This window comes from Myroides sp. C15-4 (assembly GCF_050522745.1).
Classification (GTDB): Bacteria; Bacteroidota; Bacteroidia; order Flavobacteriales; family Flavobacteriaceae; genus Flavobacterium.
Map to the genome: position 1 here is coordinate 14,036 of NZ_JBMVQX010000029.1, position 17,560 is coordinate 31,595.

A 17,560-nucleotide genomic window follows, 5' to 3' on the forward strand; every position below is an offset into this window, starting at 1 on the left:
AGTGTTTTATATTAATTTAAAAGATGACAATTTGTAATCCTTAACTCGATACTCTGAATAAGTTATATCTATAAAATGCTTTAAACGATATATTTTATGTATTTCAAAATATTCTATAACATCATTTAAGATTCGAAGTGTAGCGTGATTGTTATAATCATTGATACTCTCTAATGTATACTTATGATTTAAACATGCTTTTAGGAGTGTCTTCCATTGTAATTGTGTAACCGTAAACTCACATTGATAATTATTAGGAAGTGATTTTTTTGTAAAACTACTTATCTCTATAGGTACTTTTTTATCTTCAGAAACTCCTCCTAAAGCTATAAAAATAACATCTTTATTGTTATTCACATCACAATATTCATTTTGATAGGAGATTAACTCCTGTTTCCATTGTTGCTCATTTTGTCTTCCTCCATCAGCCTTCTTAGCCTCTATTATAATATGGTAATTAGAAGTTTGTATAAAAACATCTGGTTCTACAAAATTTGTATTATCAGTGTATTCCGAAGACCACGAAGGCCAAAAGATAAAATCTTCAATAGGTTCCTCTATAGACATAATACTGTATCCAATAGCTTGGTTTAAGATAGTCCATAATGTGGTATGTGGTAGATACAAGAGTGTACCTACCACAGAAGAAGTTAATGAATCCTCAGAGCTTTCAAACAAAGTATTCCATTGTATCTCTGTTCCTTTAAAATTACGTCCTGCTTTCTTATTCTTTATTGCTTGCAGCATTTTTTTAAATTTTTAGCTAATCGTAAAACACCTATAAACAAGAAATCTAATAATTCTTATAAAATGCTTCACCTGAAAATTTGGAATATTCTTCAGTGTTTGAATTACTTCTGCATATAACTTGGAAAGGCTCTAATCTTGCTACTTCAGTTTGAAGGTCTTTAGCTGTCTTAGGGCTACAACCCAAAATGTCTTGTAATGCTTTGGCACTTGCTCCCTCGCATTGGAAAATATATGAGAACTCTAATAATTCTTGGAAATTAAAGAATTTTTGTTGGTAATCTTGTGGCGATTGAGATGCAAAGAATACTACAATACCTTTCGATCTACCCTCTCTAATAATTTTTTCCAAGAATATATTCTTTTGACCTAAGTAATTATGTGCTTCATCAATTACTAAAATTGTACGAATCGTTCTTCTACCGTCTTTTATTTCACTATCAGGTAATGAAGCCATTTCTTTATACAATCTTTCAATGATTAAGTAACCTACCAATTCTTTTAAAACAGGCATTTTATGTAAATCAATAATCATAGTTCGATTACTCACTTTCTCTAAAGGAGGAATTGAAGAACCGTGCGACCAGAATAGATTAAAATTGGCTAAATCTCTTAGAATTTCAATTAAAGTATCGTCTTTCTTACCTTCTTCTTCGTATGATGCTAGAGCAATTTGAAGAATATCATTAAAATCAGGGAAAGGATTTGATTGCTTTTCTCTTGCTTGATAACCTGCCATTATTGTTTCGGTTAAAGTTCCCTTTTGTACAGGACCAAACTTAGCATTGATCGAAGCAAAACTTTCAGCCTTTTCTCTTGCTGATAATTGAATATCTTGATCTGAATAAGAATTTAATAGGAATGGATTAATAGGTAATGTTTCCGTTCCTTGCATTAATTTGTAAGTGCGAGACTTCGTTACATCTACAAATGTTTGATTATCCACTACATCCCCTTTGTAATCAAAGAATATGAAATTGGTTTGATAATCTGATTGTACTCTAATATCAGCTAAAAGCTTTAATAAGAATTGAGTTTTACCAACCCCTGGTTTACCCATTATGGCTAAATGAGAGTTTGCGTGTTTTGTTGTATCATTTAAATTAAGAATCAATTCTTGATTATTTAAAACAGTTCTTCCAATAAAAATATCTAAGTCTTTTGCTTTTACCTTCTTGTTACTTGACATTTTTATTGTAGAAACTAATTCTAAGTACCAACGATTGATATCTTCACCATTCTTAGTGAATAATTCCCAAAGTAAAATTGCACCATCATCAATGTGATTTTTAATGATTGATTTATTACTGTATAAATCGTTTTCTTCAATATTCGTTATACTGTAGGTATGTTTGATTATAGTTTTAATGAACAATTCATCATTACCAAAAAATGATGTGCGTTTCATTTCACCTCCAGAAAAGTTTGAGCTATTTGCTATCTCTTTACCCTTTAGAGAAATGGAATATGTAAAAGCAATACGAGCAATTGTTGCCTTATCTAATTTTGAAAACGCTCTTAACGAACTAATTATTTCATCTGTTTTTAGTGCTGTATATAATCTATCTGCCATAGCTTTTAATTTTACCAGAAATACCCCTGGTTAACTGTTGTAATTTGATTAATCGGACTAAACTCTAATCTTGCTGCACCTGTTAAATTAGGTTTTAATTGATTAAAGTAATTACTATCAATTTCCGTATCGGTAGATAAAATAATTACTTGAGAAGCAGCGTTAGGAAAATAATTGTTGATGATGTTATCACGATGCACACTATCCAAACGAGATAATGGTGTATCAATTATAATAGGTAACTTTATTTCAGAAGTTTGAGCTAATCCCCATAAAAGAGAAATTGCAAAAATCTCCTTTTCTCCCGCAGATAAACCTGATTTTTTAATGGCAGAATTGTTTCTATCTGTAATGGTAATTTCGAATGTTTTTTGATTTATTGTTAATTCTTTCAATAATGAAGATTTGCTTGAAAGTAGCTTATACATTTCAAACGTTTTGTTTTGTAAACTTTCAATCTTATTACGTCTAAGTTTGGCTACATACGACATTAATAATTTTGATATTGTATCACACTCTTCGATGAATAAAGCTCTATCTCTCGACACTCCGTGCTTATCGTATAATTTAGAAAGTTCTAATTCGATATCATTGATTCTCTTTTGAATGAAAACCATATCATCTTTAGCATTCGATAGTTTAACAGCAATACGTCCAATTTGTGTATTGCAACTTTCAATAGTATTCTGTAATTCTTCGAATGTTTCTTTATCAACGGTATTCGTTAATGAAGCAGAAGTATATTCTAAATTTTTAAACTCAAGTTCTAATTCTTCTTTTTCTTGAATTAAATTGGTTAAATCTAAGACATCACTTTGTTCAATTTCTTCAATTTTATTAAGCACCTTTGCTGTATCATTATTCGATAAATTATGAATTAATGTTACATCATCTTGTTGATTACTTTCAAAGACATTTAATAATCTATTCTTTAATTGCGCTTTTTGGTCCTCATTTAATTTTACCTCTGTAATTGGAAAAGGTTCATTGAATTGAATGATAATTTTTTCAATTAATTGAGATGCATTTTCTGAAACCGCACTGTTTTTATTATAATTAGCCTCAATTTCTAATTCAGATTTTATCGCATCAAATAAATTGGCTCCTAAAGCAAAAGGAAGAAAATCTTCCGTAAGATTTTTAATCGTTAAATCTAATTGAGAAATTTTAGAAGATAATTGTATCTTTCTTTTTTCCTGTTGTTTGATGTGTTCTGAATTAACAGGATCGATATTGAAAATAGCTTTGAATTGATTTTGAGCATCATCTTTTTGTTCTTTGAAAATGTTCAACTCTTCTTCTAACTCTATAATCTCTTTATTTTTATTTTCGAGGTTTTTGTTTTCTTTCTTTAGTTCACTTTCTTTGAAAGCAATATCTTCATCTGAAATATCTACAAAGCCTTTCTTTTCCTCTTGTCTTAGCGTCACAATATCTTGCGTTAATTGCGTCACGAAATTAATTCCTAAAGCAGCTTCTAATGATGATTTAAGTTTTAATTCGGTGTAATTATCTCCAGCAATTTCTTGAATTTTTTCACCATCAAAAAAGAAAAATTGAGTAATCGGTTTTGGAATAGTGGTATTGATATAGTCTTGCCACAAATCTTTATTTTGGACTGAAACTCTTTTACCATCTTTTACCACAACTAATTTCTCTGATAAATCTTTAGATTTTGGAGTAGCTGTAGATCCTGCGGACCAAGATCTATTCACGATAATATTTTCATTTTCCTCTGTTTCAAATTCTAATTCGATTGAAACAAAAGCATTTCCTTTTTCAAGCTCTTTGGTGTTGATGCAGTTGTAAATTTCATCTAATTTAGCACCGTATAAACAAATGTTTATCGCCTCTAAAAGTGAAGTTTTACCAGCACCATTCATTCCTCCAATTAGGAAAATAGATTTTCCTTCCTCGTTGTGCGGAAAGTTAAGTACCGTTGGGTATTGGAATGATTTATAGTTTTCTATGGTTAGTTTAATAAATTTCATAATGTGTTAGATTTGGCCGTTAGGTCTAACTACTCTTGTGGTTGTATCTGGTTGATATTCAAAATATGTATTAAATCTTTCTTTCCAGAAATTAATTAATTCTTCTACAACTAAAGGATAATATTCATATACTTGTAACCATAATGATGGAAATCCAATTTTACTTTCTCTACATATACTCCTAATCATTCTGTCTATTGAAATTTGATCAGGATTTGTTTTTAAAAATTCAACAAAATCATTATAACTTTCCATAGCAGTAAACATCACTTCTGTTCTTACAACCCATCTGGTATCAGCCTCAGTAGGTGTATTAACACTATTTGGATATTTATCTAATCCTGTTAGTCTAATTAGATTATTCGCTATGGTTTTTACATTTTGTGGTAAACTATCTTTTACTACTACAGGTTGAAATAAAGAATACTCGAATAATAAATCAGTATTATCTATATCAGGCCAAAAGTAATTTCTTCTATCTTGGTTGTGGTTAGATTTATTTGTATTGCAATATTTACAAGATAATAAAAAATTATCCCATTCTAATTTATCTCCACCGTTTGCAACAGGTTCTATATGTTCAACTTCAATCATATTATTTGTTCCCATTTCACAGTAAGAACAATAATAACCTAATCTTGTAGTTAAATAAGCGCGAGCTTCTTTATAAGAATTGAAATCTCTTGGTTTTAATCCTTTATTTACTGCTCTCATTTTTATTCTTTAGATATTCTTGTATAACTTTCTTTTTATCAATGATTGCCATATAAGCTGAATCGTTTGCAAAAACATCAAATACATTGTCAAATTGTTTTTGTAATTCATCTGTAATATTATCATTTAAAGCTGCTTCGAAATATTTAGGAGCAATTTTATACAATTCTTGACGTTTTGTACTCCATTGCGGATTCTCAACTTTTTGATGCATTTCTGCAATATCTTCGATACTCATATTTACACCACTATTATTTTCACGAATTTGGTTATCTCTAATAATCAATAACTCATTTTCTTCTGTCGCTTGAATAATAAATGGAGAATGGGTTGTACAGATGAATTGTATTTTAGGGAAAGTCTTTTTTAAAGCTTCTACAATTCTACGTTGCCATTCAGGGTGAAGGTGTAAATCTAATTCATCGATTAAAACGATACCTTCTGTCTCTAATAAGGCTCTTTCTCTTAAATGTGGGTTAAGTGTAACCGCTTTATAAGCTATATCTGAAATAAGCGCAAAGAAATTACGCGTACCATCACTTAAATAAGTAAAAGGTAATATCCTACCATCTGTTAACTCAACTTTTAATCCTTGAGGTTTGTCTGGATCAAACTCGAAGTAAAAGTTTCTACAGTTTGGTATATTATTGATTACAGCTTCTTGCACTAAATTTAAAGCAATGTCTTCAGTACGTTTTTGAATACGCGAAAGTTCTTTTGCTTTAAACCATTTGTGAAATTGTTTATAAGTCGATTTAGATTCTAAACATTTATCATACGCACGGAATCGTGAAGCAATGTGAACTTTTGGTTCATCTACTTTTTTAGATTCCACATCTCTTGCCTCATCAAACAAACGACCTGTAGCATAATAGGCTAATAGTGGTAAGTTTACATTTTCACCTGAAGTTATAATATGTTGTAGATCACTTGCGTAATCTTGAACTTCTTTTGCATCTTTTGTAGTTGTACGACTATTACCTAATCCATTTAAAGCTCTGCTCCAACATAAATCAACCCCATTAATATTACCACAAGCAGAAACTTCTACAGGAAACTGATATTCTTCGGAATATTCGTAAGTCGCTATACGCACGTCATTTTTGTAAATACCTCTTGCATAGACATTTCTAATGCCAAGAAAATAAGATGACATTGCTACAGTTAAAGCCTGAAGTAATGCCGTTTTACCGCTTCCGTTATCTCCAATAATAAGGTTGAAATGAGGTTGCAAATCAACTTTTAAATCAGTATAGCCTCTGAAGTTTTTGATATGTAGTTTATTTATTTTCATTTTTTAAATCAGATTTAATGATTTCTTTTAATGCTTCGTAAATACCAATTCTACGGTCTTTGAATTGGTATTCTTTGACCGTAGCTAATAACTGATTTACTTTTTCGAAAGAAATTTTATATTCTTGGCAAAGCTGTTCTAAAAGTTCTTTGTCTGTTTGGTTTGTGCTCATCTTATTTAGTTTTGATTCGCTTGATTTTCTATTAAGTCTACCACTTGTTTTTTAGCTTCTTCTAAAAGTTGAATGGATAGTTTCTTGCAATTTATAGAATTACGAACTAATTCTGTAATTGATGAATGAAAACCTTCTGAAACATAAGGAATATAGATATTAGAAATATTTTTATTTGTTATATGACCTACTGTTGAAGCAATAGTCATATCTCGTAATAATTGTGATTGTCCTATTCTACTATTAATTATAAAACTAACATACTCAGAAGATAATGGACTAATGTCCTTTTTAACCAAATGAGCAACTCTTTGATTAATTAATAAATCATCTTCTAAAATACTTGAATAAAAGTAATTTACACCATCCATGCCTACTACAATGTCATTAGGCTTACCTTTTGGCGAGTTTATATTTTTTGTGTAACTATATGGTAAAGATGTTAAATTTTTAGTTATAATAAATGTAGGTTTAATATCTCTGATTCTTACAACTAAATCTTCGGAATTATCATTAATGAATTTAGCACTATTCCAAGGATAACCATTTTTAATAAAAAAAACATCTTTTACTCTATAATGGGAAAATGTTTTTATCTTTTTTAATATTGATTTTACTTCAGGATTATAATATTCAGCATCAAGTCTTCTACCATTAATAACTTCTTGGAATGAACTTATGTAATTAGTAGAATCTATAATTGAATCATCTAACTCAATATTAAACTCTTTATCTAAAATAATATTAGCCTGTTTTAATGATTGTAAAGATTGATTTTGAAGTTCAAAAGATCTCCTTAATAAATCACCAATTTCTTTCTGATACTTAAGTAAAAATTCAGGAATAATGAATTTTGAAATGTCATATGGATAAATCTCTATTTGTCCACTTGAACCCCTAAAGTTTTGATCAAATTGTTGTGCCCCAAATTTTGTATTTAAAAATACAGTCATAAAATAAGGATCTATTTCTGAATTTCTTAGAATTGTAATATGTCCATCACAATATGCTTTTTCGTCATATGGCCAAATACTTACTCTACCTAATGTACCAACACCTGTCGAAGTTATTAATATATCATCTTTTTTAACCTGACCTCTAATATTTGAATCAAAGAATTTTTGATCCACATACTCTTGACGTGTTTCATTAAAAGACATTTTTCCTACATTAACACTTCTCAAAACTTTTATTGAACCACATTGTGAATATGCAGGTTGAGAGCCACGTTTAATATACTTGAATAACCTATTAAATTTTAAGACTTCCCCCGTAGAATTTAATAAATTGATATTTTCAATATAATCTTTTCTATAATACTCAGCATCAAATCTATCAGACTTAATTTCTGAGTATTTTATATCATTAAAAATCGCCATAATTTAAATATTTTACCAGAAATCAAATTTTTGTTCACGAGCATATTTGATGAAAGCTTCTGCTATAGCTTGGTTATCATCTGAAATAATATCAGGGTCTGTTAATAAATCATCACGATTTAGTTCATAATTCACCAAATCTTGTTTGATGCGCGGATTACCAAATTCATCTTCGATAATATTCCCTTCCTCATCTAATAGATACTCATATTCACCACTGTTATTTTTACCACTATTTTCGCTTACTGCCATAAAAATAGGGTAATCCAATTTTTTGGCTACTTCGGCATCTATGTAACGGTCTCTTAGTTTTTTAATCGCATCTGGGTTATTTACAATCAGTTGTAACTTTCCTTTGTTCGTTAAGGTTAGTTTTTCTTCTTCTTTTGTTGGAATAGCTTGCTCCAACGACTTAATTTGAGCTTTAAGGGTTTTTGCTTTTTCTTTCTGATTGTCTTTTAATTCTTTAATTGCAATTTTATTTGCCTCTTTTGTTGGCTTGATGTAAGCGTTAAAATCTTTAGCAGAACCTGTCCACACATTTTTCTCTAATGCAATTTCTTGTTCTTGTGTTTCTTTTAAAATCTCTAACTTTTCATCTAAAGAACCTAAATCAGTTTTTGCTTTTACCAAACTTGATTTTAAATCATTTATTTCTTGATCTAAAGCCTCTAATTTATCCTCTAATGAAAGTTCTTCTTGTTCTTCTTGTTCTTCTTCAGTTTCTTCTTCTTCGGCAGATTCTTTCGTTTCTTTCTGTTCAGGTTCTGGAAATTCTTCTAATAACAATTCTAAAATTTCTTCAGGAATATTTTCTTCTTCAATTTCAATGACAGAAGTAAATTGAGCTAATAAATTATCAATTTGTTTTTCGTAATCAGGTGTTTGTTTTTCAACTTCTTCCTGAATTTGTTTAATTTCTTCTAACTGTTCATCTGTGTATTTCTGAATGACTAAAACAGATGTTTTTGTACCTGTATGCGGTTTAAATGAATTAACGTGCAAACCTACTACAGCTAACAAACGAGCTTCTCTTAAAATCCACTCTCTGATGAATGCTAAAGAAGAGTTGTTGAATTTACCCTGAGGTAATACTATAGCTGCTCTACCACCAGGGCGTAACCATTTGACAATACGCTCGATGAATAATACATCACGTTCTTCTTTTGCTGTTTTATCTTTTGCCCTTTTTAAGGCAGGTTTTGCTAACTCGTAGTGAGCTAACATTTTTTTATCTTTCATTTCCCCTGCAAACGGTGGATTTGCTAAGATGACATCAAAATTCATTTCATCGAAATATTCCCACGCTTTGTCCTCGTCTTTAAACGTTTCGTGTTCAGGAATAACAACATTTAATAATTTCGACTTGCTTAATGAATTCATTAAGTTTTGCCCTGATTTTGTATTGTACCACGTACGCGGATCAATACTACTAACATCAGGACCAAAGATATTGGTATGTCCGTCACCAGCGATTAACATTAGAGCACGTGAAGTTTTGGCTGCACGAGCTTCAAAATCTATTCCCCATAAATATTTACCCGCGTATTTGTGCTTGCGGTTTTCTTGTTCATCGGCTGTTTGTGCAGGTAATGCCCATTCCATTGCGTGTAAAAGGAAGCCTGCCGATCCACAACTTGGATCCAATACATACTCATCATCTTTTGGATTCAGCATACGTACACACATTTCGATTACGTGACGTGGTGTAAAGAATTGACCTTTTTTCTTTTTCGCTTCTGTAGGGATTAAATACTCAAATGCGTCATCCATAATACGAAGATTAGACCCCATTAAACGAACAGGTTCTACAGGACCGATACAAATTTGTAAATGGTCTTTTCTCAATTTTATATTTTCTCCTTCTTCAAAAACTCCTGGCCATTCTTTGCACGCTTTTTTGAATAAGTCGTTTATCGTATCGTAGGTGATGTCTGGGTCTTCGAATTTTTTGAAGTGAACTTCTTTACCAGGTCTATTTCTTCTGTTTTCATTCGCTTCTTTTTCATCCCATATTTTAGCGAAGATGATTTTGAAGATTTCATTAAATTCATCAACACCAGAATCAGCTAAAACCAGTTCTTCTAAATCTTGAACAATTTTCTTGAAGTTGAATGAAGTTTTTAATTGAGCTAATGTTCTTTTAATTTCTAAAACATCTTTCTCCGTTTCATTTACTTTTGGAATTTCAGATAATGTATCTAATTCTTTTCCTTGTGGTTTGAAAACAATTAATCGATCCGTACCATTTGACCAAACACCAATAGGATTACCTTTCGCACCTAAATATGATTTTAATTGTTCAATTCCTTCTTTACGCTTTGGTTTTTTAATCTCAAAAAGAATCTTAACCGTTTGCTTGTCTGACTTTGTGTAAACCGCAATATCTGCGTGTTTTGTATTTACTTCCGTTCCAAACTGTACAGGAACTTCTAATTCTATTTGATCAGGAGAATATCCGTAATAGTTAATTAATTTATACACCCATAATTGGCGTACAATTTCTTCAGGATTTGATTTACCATCTTCCGTATGAATTAGCATTTCTTCCTTTGCAGAATAGAAAGGAGCTAATGGTTTTACATAAAATAATTTTTTTCCTGATTGTTTCCCTGTACCATCTTTTGAGATGATCGTAAGCATTTCGTAAATTGGTTTTCCTAATCCTTCAAATTCGGTTAAATCATATTTAACTTGAGGATCACGGAATATTTTATCAATTAATTGTGCGTTAGTCATTTTATTATTTTGTGGAATTCAACAATTCTTTAATATCTATATTTAAAAGTGTTGCTATTTGCAAGAAAGTTTCCATTGAAGGTTGTACTTCATTTGTACACCATCTCGAAATTGTCACCTCACTTTTTCCTAATTGTTGTGCTAACCATTTACTGGTTTTATTTTTCTCAGCCAGAACAACTTTTAATCGGTTGATTTTCATGGTATGTTATTTGATTAACATTAGATGTTAAATATAGTGGGAATTTAGGGATTGACAAAAAGAAGTGAGTTATATTTCTTTTTAGGAATACCGCTCTGTTAAGAGGGGAGAAAACGAATACTTTTAACCTAGAAGGTATTATTTGTGACAGTTTATTTTAATAGTTCAAATAGTCATCCAAGTCTTCATCCTCATATTCATCCGGATTTTCAAGTTCTTCGTAATAGTACAGCATGTGGTTATAAGCATCTTCTAGTTCATCATAACTTATAGGATAACTTACATGTTGAATATTACTAGGTTCTTCTAAACTCAAGAAAACAATAAATTCATCAAAAAACATAATCCTTAAAGGATCAGTCGAACTTTTCATAAAATAGCCTAATAAGTCTGTTTCGTACTCTTGTTCGACATAGTAAAAACAGGTGTCTGTATTATAGTTCGCAATCTCTTCCGTAACTTTTCTAGTAAAATGTTTATCATGGATAGCAAGAGGAACTAAACCTGTGATATTTCTTTCTTGTTTTTCTATTCCTCTGATGATATTGCTACGTAGGAAATAAGGGTAAACTACACCACCATGATTTTTCAAACCTAGTGATTTTAGTTCAGGATTAGTTTGCTTTCGTTCTTTTAGTTTTTTTCTAGCTTCTTGAATTCTTTCATAAAAATCTGGGGTCAAATCAAGAACGTAAACGCAAGGTTGTTCAGTTTTACTACCAACGACTACTTTACTACTTTTTTGTGTCATATGTTGTTTTTTTAATGTATAATTTATTCTTCCTACTATAGAATGAGAGAGATGCTATAGTCTATAAGTAGGTTTAATGTAAATCTTTTTTCTCTCTCATGATGGTTTGTAACTTCTACAATTCACAGCCTAATCCCTTTTACTCATTTTTTATAAAGTTGTAAAAGAGTATTTAAAGCCAATCACCAGTAAAAAATGAAGCAAATTGTTCAGGTTTAGTTGAAGTAAAGATGTTTAACATGGCATTAAATCTTTAAGTGTAGTAGTTAGAAAAGGTGTACTTTTTTGTATATAAGCTATTGATTAAACAAACAGTTTTAGGATAAGTAAAATATAGTTTCCATTAGGTATAAGTAAAAGAATAGGCTCTGCTGTTTCTACCATATCTTTGAAGGTTACAGATTGCAGCAATGAGGACATATTGTGGTTGAGTTCTTCATTGACTTCTATCACGCCCATTTCTTTTTTCATTCCTTCTTTTGCATTTTCTAATAGTACCAATAGAGCAATAATCACAGATAGGGCAATAAATTCTTTGCTTCCCTTTTTCTGTTTATCAGTAAATCCCTCTAAAAGAGTAATTAATACAACAAGATCTAGGGTATTAATCAAACTATGGAATTTAGGTGTAAGTTCTAAATTATCATACTTTTTGCCTACTTCTTTGGTAAAGTGCACCAGTGAATCTGCCGTTGAACTAGAGAAGGAAACAGTTGCCACTGTTGCAGCATTCATTTTCTCAGCTGTAAAGTTCCAAGAAGTAGCAGCTGTATCTTTTATACGCTCTAACAAAGCCCCAGTTGAGTCTGTCACCTGTGTAAATAAACTTTTATCCTGTTCTAGTTCCTGAATAGAACTAAGCTCTTGTGTAACTGTTATTTCTTCTGTGGTAGTTTGTGTAATCATCACTTCCATATCCGAAGCGATTACCTCAAAAGCTTCTATATCAATAATCTCAACAGGCTCATTGCCCCAAATGTTGTTTTTTAATTGTTCAAAAAATCCAATAGGTTTTGCCTCAATGGAAGGATTTTTTTCTTGATGTTCTTTTTCATCTTTTTTAAACCAATTGGAAGCGGTGTTGCGTAGTGAATTCTTCATATTGACCTTTAGGTTTTAGATCTTTATTCTGTTTGGATAAGGTGTTAACAAGATAGGCTTTTTTTGTAAAGTTATTTAGATCCTCTTTATAAAAATAAGAACTGAAGATCACCTTCAGTTCTTATAATTGAAAAGTTGTGTCCTTATTCATTTATTAAATAAACATGTTCGATGAATTCAAATTTGAATTGAGAGGCTTTGTCAATGAACTCTTCCTCTTGGACGGGAATAATGATGCTCATTGTTTCTTTATTTTTCTTCAAATTACCTATTTCATGCGCATCGACGTACTTTAAAATACTAACTGATGCATCGAATTGATTGTAACACAAAAGAAATCCCTCTGCGTTCTCTTTGTTTATATTAAAGTTCCATATTTTACCGCTAATTTTTGCAATATTGCAGATTTTACCTTCTAAATAGTGTATTTGCTGCATTAATGCTTTTTTAATTGTGTTTACATTTAATTCTTGATTATCAGGTATTTGTATTGTAATTAACTGATCTGTTTCTTGATCACAGGCCTCATCAACAGTTCTGTTTTTTCGATCATAGGCGCTATGATGTTGTCTGCAAAGCATGATAAGAGATTCGTCTAATGGGTGATGTGCAGCTTCATAATGAATTAGGAATTCGCTTAAACACACCTCATATTCGCCTTCTATTTGAGGAAAGTTTTGTTTTAAAATAGCAGCGATGATCGACTTTCTATCTTTTGCTAGGTGTGAAAAGTGTGCAGCATCTAGGCTTTTGTGTTTTCCACACTTTTCCGCTGTAATTGTGTGTTCACCTAGTTTGTGGTTTTGACAACTAGCTTGTGATTTTTTCTTGAGTGCTTTACCAAGTTTAGTTACAATTTTATTGGTTGCAGGGCCTATAAATTGTTCAAATTCTTCTAGGGTTCCAATGAATTTTGCCATGATTGTTTTGTTTTAATTATATATAAATTAGTTGTTGTGATAATATGCTAGCTTTATAAACCAGTGTTCTAAAAATCTTCTTTGTTGTATGGACCAGAATTTGGATACATAAAATAACTGGTTACCATATAGCTTAAAAGGTTCAGCAAAGTATAGGTTTTTATTTCGTATGGCTGTTTGTTTAGTTGCTAGAATTGCCCTTTTATACCTAAAGGTTGTTTGACAAAAAGAGAAACTAAATAGCTCTAAAATATCATGAATCGATAAAAGATTTAATTCACCTATCTTATCAAAAATAGCCTTGACCATTTTTTGAGGTGCTAATGTTCTAAACTCCATTAGATCAGTAAGAATTATATCTGCCTGAATGGCGCTTGGATCACGATCACCTTTTAGGCGGTAGCGATACAAAAAGGCATGGTTTAGTAATAAGTCTACATCTATAGCACTTAGATGAGGTACTTTATTTGTTAAAGCCCTTTTTTCCAATCCCACTAGTTCCCTGTAATAATAAATTTGTTGAGGCAGTAAAGGGGTGTCTTCTAGGTCTAAGGATTGATGTAATAGGGAAGGGTAGCAAATAACATAGGTACCAATCAAATTGGTTTTCATTGTCTCATCTTCACCAAGACTCGTATTGGGTGATAGACCAATAATTCTGTAAACAGAAAAAGAAGATAAGCTAAATTGAACTTCTTCAAAATCATATCCCATACTACATACACTACCAACTTGATCTTGATAGATTCCCATGAAAATACCTGCTTCTTTGGAATTTAAAACAATTACTTTGGGTTGAATAATTTGCTCTAGTGCTGTTTTAGTAATTTGCAATTGATCGATTAAAAACATAATACCATCTAGTGTGCTTAAAAAGGTATTTAGCTCAGACTTGTTTGCATCTGTTCTATAATAAAACAAGTCCATATAGGTTAACCAAGGCGATAAATCTAAGTTTTCCTTTTCGTTTATCACTATTTTCGTAATAGCTCTTTGATAGGCATTCATGTTATTCTCATCACCTAGGTGATGTAACATGTTGTATTTGGTTGGTTTGCAGACCGATTTCGTCTGATAAATAGGTGCTATGCCTAAGACAAGAATATCTTTTTGTTGTTGGTTATCATAAAAACCATATCTTCTTTCTTTAATAAAAGCAGGAATATTTTTGTTGTTTTCATAGGCTTGCCAAACTGTGGCAATTTGCTCTTGTATATCCATTTTTTCTACTTTTTATTGAGTAAAAATAATCGTCTATAAAGACAAAATATGTCGTTTAATTAATTGATGTGTAAAAAAACCGATTAAGAGAATAATCGGTTTCTAGGCAACTTAGTTCTAAAAGAATAGAATAGGTGGGGACTTACCCTATATTAATACTTAAGCACCTGGTATACTTATATAGTTGTTTATCATAGCCTTGCTGCTGTATTATAAGGATAAAAATAGCTCGCATTTAGAACAGTAGATGACGTTGACATAAAATCCGACTACGTAAATCCGGATTTTAATTCTAACAAATAAATCTAAATAACAATTTCAATACACTAAATTGTGCGTATTAAAGAACCTGATTCTTTTCTTAATTCAACTTTTCCATTTGTTTTAGTAACTAGTATGTCTTTTCCACTAAAACGGGCATTGGTTGAATTATTAGTGGCAATAGTGCGAATAAGTGAACTTGATTCTTTGCGAAGCTCAACTTGTCCCTTATCTGTTGTAACGAGTATTAAACTTCCATCTTGGTTGATATCAGCATTGATAACGCCAGAAGATTTAATAGTTCGGATTAAAGAACCGTTGGGTTTTCTTAATTCGAGTTTGCCGTTTGTAATTTTAACGATGTTCATAAGCTTGTATTTTTTTGATTCAGTACAAAGATTATAATTGATTAAGACAGGCTGTGTCGCTTTACTTTTTATTCTTTTATTTGATACATTTTTGCAAGTAATTGTACTCTTTCACTTACTTGTTGTCTAAGCATTGCTGGTTCAATCACTTCACAGATAGGACCATGACGCATAATCTCTAAGAGAAAATCATGTGTAGGGTGTATAAACAGTTCTAACGTAAAATAGTTTTCATCCTCGGCAATAATACGCTGGGAGTGATGAAAAGGCAGTGATTTTACATACTCCTTTTGTTGGATGTCAAATCTGAGTATAATCTTTTCTGCAGTTTCATAGCGCTCAATACCAAAAGCATGCTGATAAGCCTTTTCGATATTGATTTTGGGACTTGATTCCCTTTGAGAGGTTATGACTAAATTAGCCACTCGTTCTAAACCAAAGTTTCTGAAATCTTTTACATCCAAATCATAGGCAACTAGATAAAATCGGTTTTGTGTTTCTTTGATTGCTTTTGGAACACAACGCCTTGCACTTGGTTCTTTTGAGAAACTAAGGTGATCAAAGGTGATGATAAGGTTGTTGTCAATAGCGTGAATAATACCGTTGAAATGCTCACTTCCCGATGATTTTCTCTTCTCTAGAAAAATGCTTTTTCCAACTTTTCTGTTTTGTTTTAAAGCTGAAATTAAATCAAAGGATTCTAGCGTACGTTGAATTGTTTCATCTTCCGCATGTTCATCGCTTTCAATTTTATAGGCCTCTATACTTCTATTAAAGCTAATTTCAATACCCCAAATAGAATCAATTTCTTTCAAATCCCTTTGCAAGGTTCGCTTGCTAATTTCGAGTTGGTAGCCAATTTGGTCTTGATTGTTGATTAAGTAATTTAGAATATCATCATAGGTACTCGGTCTTTTTCGAAGCAGTTCGATAATGAGTAAGTGACGTTTAATAAAATCTCGTTTTGCCATAAGTTCAGGTGTTCTTTAGTTACAATATCGGGTTAATATCACAACTTTGTCTTTAAATTATTTGAATACTTCTTTTTTATTAGGGAAACCTATTTTTTAGGTTCGTCCAAATGCAAATACACTTCTCCTAAATGATAGGTTTGAGTAGTATGAAGGAGTAGTTCATGTCCCATGGGTGTCATATCGATTTGAAGGCTGCTCCCAGAGAAGGTTTCATTTTCTAAATCCGATCGTCCGTTGTCCGATATAATTTGTTTTACTTTTTTGAGTTGTTTGTCATCAAGTTCAATAAATAAGAAGGCCATAGGTTTCTGTTTTTAAGATTCTTGTACAAATTTATAAAGCAATGACGACAAAACATGTCGTTATGTTATTTGTTTTAACGGACATGGTTTGTCTGGATTGAGGGATAGTTTTGTTTTTAATGATAAAAAGAAGTCGTATGAAATTAGCTATTATTGGAAGTCGCAGTTTTGAAGATTATGGGTTTGCTGTTGCTCACATTCAACAGTTCATGGCACAAGAAAAGGAAATACTTACCCATATTGTATCAGGGGGAGCAAAAGGAGCTGATCAGTTTGGGGCTCGTTTCGCTGAGCAAAATAAAGTTGAACTTTTACTTTTTAAACCCGATTGGAAACGATACGGTAAGCGAGCTGGTTTTATTCGCAATACTGACATCGTAGCCCATGCGGATTGTATTCTTGCTTTTTGGGATGGTCAATCTAAAGGCACGAAAGATTCCATTGATAAGGCTACTGCTTTGAATAAAAAAGTAGTTGTGGTGGATATTGCATAAAAAGGGAAAGTTAACACGAATAATAAAGGGCAAAGGCTTTTTTGGGGTTTACTCAAAAAAAAGAAGCCTTTGTCCTTTATTTATAGGAAGAGTAAAAGACTCATCCTACTTTCGAACTAAATTTTATAGGTATGCCTAGATATGTAGCAACGGTTATCCGAACTTTTACAAACGAACAAGTTTACTTGGAAAAGGGGATGCGAGTAGAGTTTGTCTCTTTTTCTCCGCCTTGGATGGATAATGGAAAAGTAGTGCAACAAGCCTTTATGCGGGTATATGGTATTGACTTTTCAAAGGGGGGCGGATGTAGTCCTGCTTTTATTGAAGTGGTAGAAATAAAATAGTTTTTTTTGACTT

Annotated in this window: 18 protein-coding genes; 2 read left to right on the forward strand and 16 right to left on the reverse strand. The window is 31.5% G+C overall.

Translation table 11 applies throughout. The features are described from left to right. Positions 1-6 precede the first annotated feature (6 nt). The 16 genes from ACPDHL_RS12305 to ACPDHL_RS12380 all read right to left on the reverse strand — a co-directional run bounded on the left by ACPDHL_RS12305 (position 7) and on the right by ACPDHL_RS12380 (position 16,709). Positions 7-747, reverse strand: coding sequence for a hypothetical protein (locus tag ACPDHL_RS12305; protein ID WP_430533058.1), 741 nt, complete (start codon positions 745-747; stop codon positions 7-9). Positions 748-793: 46 nt separating this feature from the next. Then, the gene (locus tag ACPDHL_RS12310; RefSeq protein WP_430533059.1) at positions 794-2,320 is read right to left on the reverse strand and encodes a DndE family protein; all 1,527 of its coding nucleotides are present in this window, start codon (positions 2,318-2,320) and stop codon (positions 794-796) included. An 11-nt stretch (positions 2,321-2,331) separates the two neighbouring features. After that, on the reverse strand, positions 2,332-4,311 hold the full coding sequence (gene dndD, locus ACPDHL_RS12315) for a DNA sulfur modification protein DndD (protein ID WP_430533060.1): 1,980 nt from the start codon (positions 4,309-4,311) through the stop codon (positions 2,332-2,334). Positions 4,312-4,317: 6 nt separating this feature from the next. After that, positions 4,318-5,025, reverse strand: coding sequence for an HNH endonuclease (locus ACPDHL_RS12320; RefSeq protein ID WP_430533061.1), 708 nt, complete (start codon positions 5,023-5,025; stop codon positions 4,318-4,320). Further along, complete coding sequence (locus ACPDHL_RS12325; RefSeq protein ID WP_430533062.1) at positions 5,009-6,319, reverse strand: AAA family ATPase; 1,311 nt, start codon at positions 6,317-6,319, stop codon at positions 5,009-5,011. The genes ACPDHL_RS12320 and ACPDHL_RS12325 overlap by 17 nt, the downstream gene beginning before the upstream one ends. Continuing rightward, positions 6,306-6,491, reverse strand: coding sequence for a DNA modification system-associated small protein (locus ACPDHL_RS12330; RefSeq protein WP_430533063.1), 186 nt, complete (start codon positions 6,489-6,491; stop codon positions 6,306-6,308). The genes ACPDHL_RS12325 and ACPDHL_RS12330 overlap by 14 nt, the downstream gene beginning before the upstream one ends. Positions 6,492-6,496: 5 nt before the next feature. Continuing rightward, positions 6,497-7,870: a hypothetical protein gene (locus ACPDHL_RS12335; RefSeq protein ID WP_430533064.1), complete on the reverse strand. Its 1,374-nt coding sequence runs from the start codon at positions 7,868-7,870 to the stop codon at positions 6,497-6,499. 12 nt (positions 7,871-7,882) lie between these two features. Beyond that, the gene (locus tag ACPDHL_RS12340) at positions 7,883-10,609 is read right to left on the reverse strand and encodes a restriction endonuclease subunit M (protein ID WP_430533065.1); all 2,727 of its coding nucleotides are present in this window, start codon (positions 10,607-10,609) and stop codon (positions 7,883-7,885) included. Positions 10,610-10,613: 4 nt separating this feature from the next. After that, positions 10,614-10,811, reverse strand: coding sequence for a helix-turn-helix transcriptional regulator (locus ACPDHL_RS12345; protein WP_430533066.1), 198 nt, complete (start codon positions 10,809-10,811; stop codon positions 10,614-10,616). 157 nt (positions 10,812-10,968) lie between these two features. Next, on the reverse strand, positions 10,969-11,562 hold the full coding sequence (locus ACPDHL_RS12350) for a hypothetical protein (protein WP_430533067.1): 594 nt from the start codon (positions 11,560-11,562) through the stop codon (positions 10,969-10,971). A 303-nt stretch (positions 11,563-11,865) separates the two neighbouring features. Continuing rightward, entirely contained in the window at positions 11,866-12,663 is a 798-nt protein-coding gene (locus ACPDHL_RS12355; protein ID WP_430533068.1) for a hypothetical protein, read from the reverse strand. A gap of 143 nt (positions 12,664-12,806) precedes the next feature. Then, complete coding sequence (locus tag ACPDHL_RS12360) at positions 12,807-13,583, reverse strand: hypothetical protein (RefSeq protein ID WP_430533069.1); 777 nt, start codon at positions 13,581-13,583, stop codon at positions 12,807-12,809. A gap of 27 nt (positions 13,584-13,610) precedes the next feature. Continuing rightward, positions 13,611-14,804, reverse strand: coding sequence for a hypothetical protein (locus ACPDHL_RS12365; protein WP_430533070.1), 1,194 nt, complete (start codon positions 14,802-14,804; stop codon positions 13,611-13,613). A gap of 326 nt (positions 14,805-15,130) precedes the next feature. Beyond that, positions 15,131-15,433, reverse strand: coding sequence for an IceA2 protein (locus tag ACPDHL_RS12370; RefSeq protein WP_430533071.1), 303 nt, complete (start codon positions 15,431-15,433; stop codon positions 15,131-15,133). Between the two features lie 68 nt (positions 15,434-15,501). Continuing rightward, positions 15,502-16,404, reverse strand: coding sequence for a helix-turn-helix transcriptional regulator (locus ACPDHL_RS12375; protein WP_430533072.1), 903 nt, complete (start codon positions 16,402-16,404; stop codon positions 15,502-15,504). Positions 16,405-16,493: 89 nt separating this feature from the next. Beyond that, positions 16,494-16,709 (reverse strand): hypothetical protein, encoded by a 216-nt coding sequence (locus tag ACPDHL_RS12380; protein WP_430530170.1) that lies wholly within the window; start codon positions 16,707-16,709, stop codon positions 16,494-16,496. Between the two features lie 137 nt (positions 16,710-16,846). Here ACPDHL_RS12380 and ACPDHL_RS12385 point away from each other — a divergent pair, with 137 nt between their 5' ends. Both ACPDHL_RS12385 and ACPDHL_RS12390 read left to right on the forward strand, forming a co-directional pair. Continuing rightward, a complete protein-coding gene (locus ACPDHL_RS12385; protein ID WP_430533073.1) occupies positions 16,847-17,203 on the forward strand; it encodes a DUF2493 domain-containing protein in 357 nt (118 codons plus the stop codon). A gap of 131 nt (positions 17,204-17,334) precedes the next feature. Then, positions 17,335-17,547 (forward strand): DUF6140 family protein, encoded by a 213-nt coding sequence (locus ACPDHL_RS12390; RefSeq protein WP_430533074.1) that lies wholly within the window; start codon positions 17,335-17,337, stop codon positions 17,545-17,547. Positions 17,548-17,560: the final 13 nt, after the last annotated feature.

Bases quoted from the DNA above. Each gene is read 5' to 3' on its own strand.
- ACPDHL_RS12340 (WP_430533065.1), bottom strand. From the start codon at position 10,609: ATGACTAACGCACAATTAATTGATAAAATATTCCGTGATCCTCAAGTT.
- ACPDHL_RS12350 (WP_430533067.1), bottom strand. From the start codon at position 11,562: ATGACACAAAAAAGTAGTAAAGTAGTCGTTGGTAGTAAAACTGAACAA.
- ACPDHL_RS12330 (WP_430533063.1), bottom strand. From the start codon at position 6,491: ATGAGCACAAACCAAACAGACAAAGAACTTTTAGAACAGCTTTGCCAA.
- ACPDHL_RS12355 (WP_430533068.1), bottom strand. From the start codon at position 12,663: ATGAAGAATTCACTACGCAACACCGCTTCCAATTGGTTTAAAAAAGAT.
- ACPDHL_RS12370 (WP_430533071.1), bottom strand. From the start codon at position 15,433: ATGAACATCGTTAAAATTACAAACGGCAAACTCGAATTAAGAAAACCC.
- ACPDHL_RS12310 (WP_430533059.1), bottom strand. From the start codon at position 2,320: ATGGCAGATAGATTATATACAGCACTAAAAACAGATGAAATAATTAGT.
- ACPDHL_RS12360 (WP_430533069.1), bottom strand. From the start codon at position 13,583: ATGGCAAAATTCATTGGAACCCTAGAAGAATTTGAACAATTTATAGGC.
- ACPDHL_RS12380 (WP_430530170.1), bottom strand. From the start codon at position 16,709: ATGGCCTTCTTATTTATTGAACTTGATGACAAACAACTCAAAAAAGTA.
- ACPDHL_RS12375 (WP_430533072.1), bottom strand. From the start codon at position 16,404: ATGGCAAAACGAGATTTTATTAAACGTCACTTACTCATTATCGAACTG.
- dndD (WP_430533060.1), bottom strand. From the start codon at position 4,311: ATGAAATTTATTAAACTAACCATAGAAAACTATAAATCATTCCAATAC.
- ACPDHL_RS12345 (WP_430533066.1), bottom strand. From the start codon at position 10,811: ATGAAAATCAACCGATTAAAAGTTGTTCTGGCTGAGAAAAATAAAACC.
- ACPDHL_RS12365 (WP_430533070.1), bottom strand. From the start codon at position 14,804: ATGGATATACAAGAGCAAATTGCCACAGTTTGGCAAGCCTATGAAAAC.
- ACPDHL_RS12320 (WP_430533061.1), bottom strand. From the start codon at position 5,025: ATGAGAGCAGTAAATAAAGGATTAAAACCAAGAGATTTCAATTCTTAT.
- ACPDHL_RS12385 (WP_430533073.1), top strand. From the start codon at position 16,847: ATGAAATTAGCTATTATTGGAAGTCGCAGTTTTGAAGATTATGGGTTT.
- ACPDHL_RS12335 (WP_430533064.1), bottom strand. From the start codon at position 7,870: ATGGCGATTTTTAATGATATAAAATACTCAGAAATTAAGTCTGATAGA.
- ACPDHL_RS12390 (WP_430533074.1), top strand. From the start codon at position 17,335: ATGCCTAGATATGTAGCAACGGTTATCCGAACTTTTACAAACGAACAA.
- ACPDHL_RS12305 (WP_430533058.1), bottom strand. From the start codon at position 747: ATGCTGCAAGCAATAAAGAATAAGAAAGCAGGACGTAATTTTAAAGGA.
- ACPDHL_RS12325 (WP_430533062.1), bottom strand. From the start codon at position 6,319: ATGAAAATAAATAAACTACATATCAAAAACTTCAGAGGCTATACTGAT.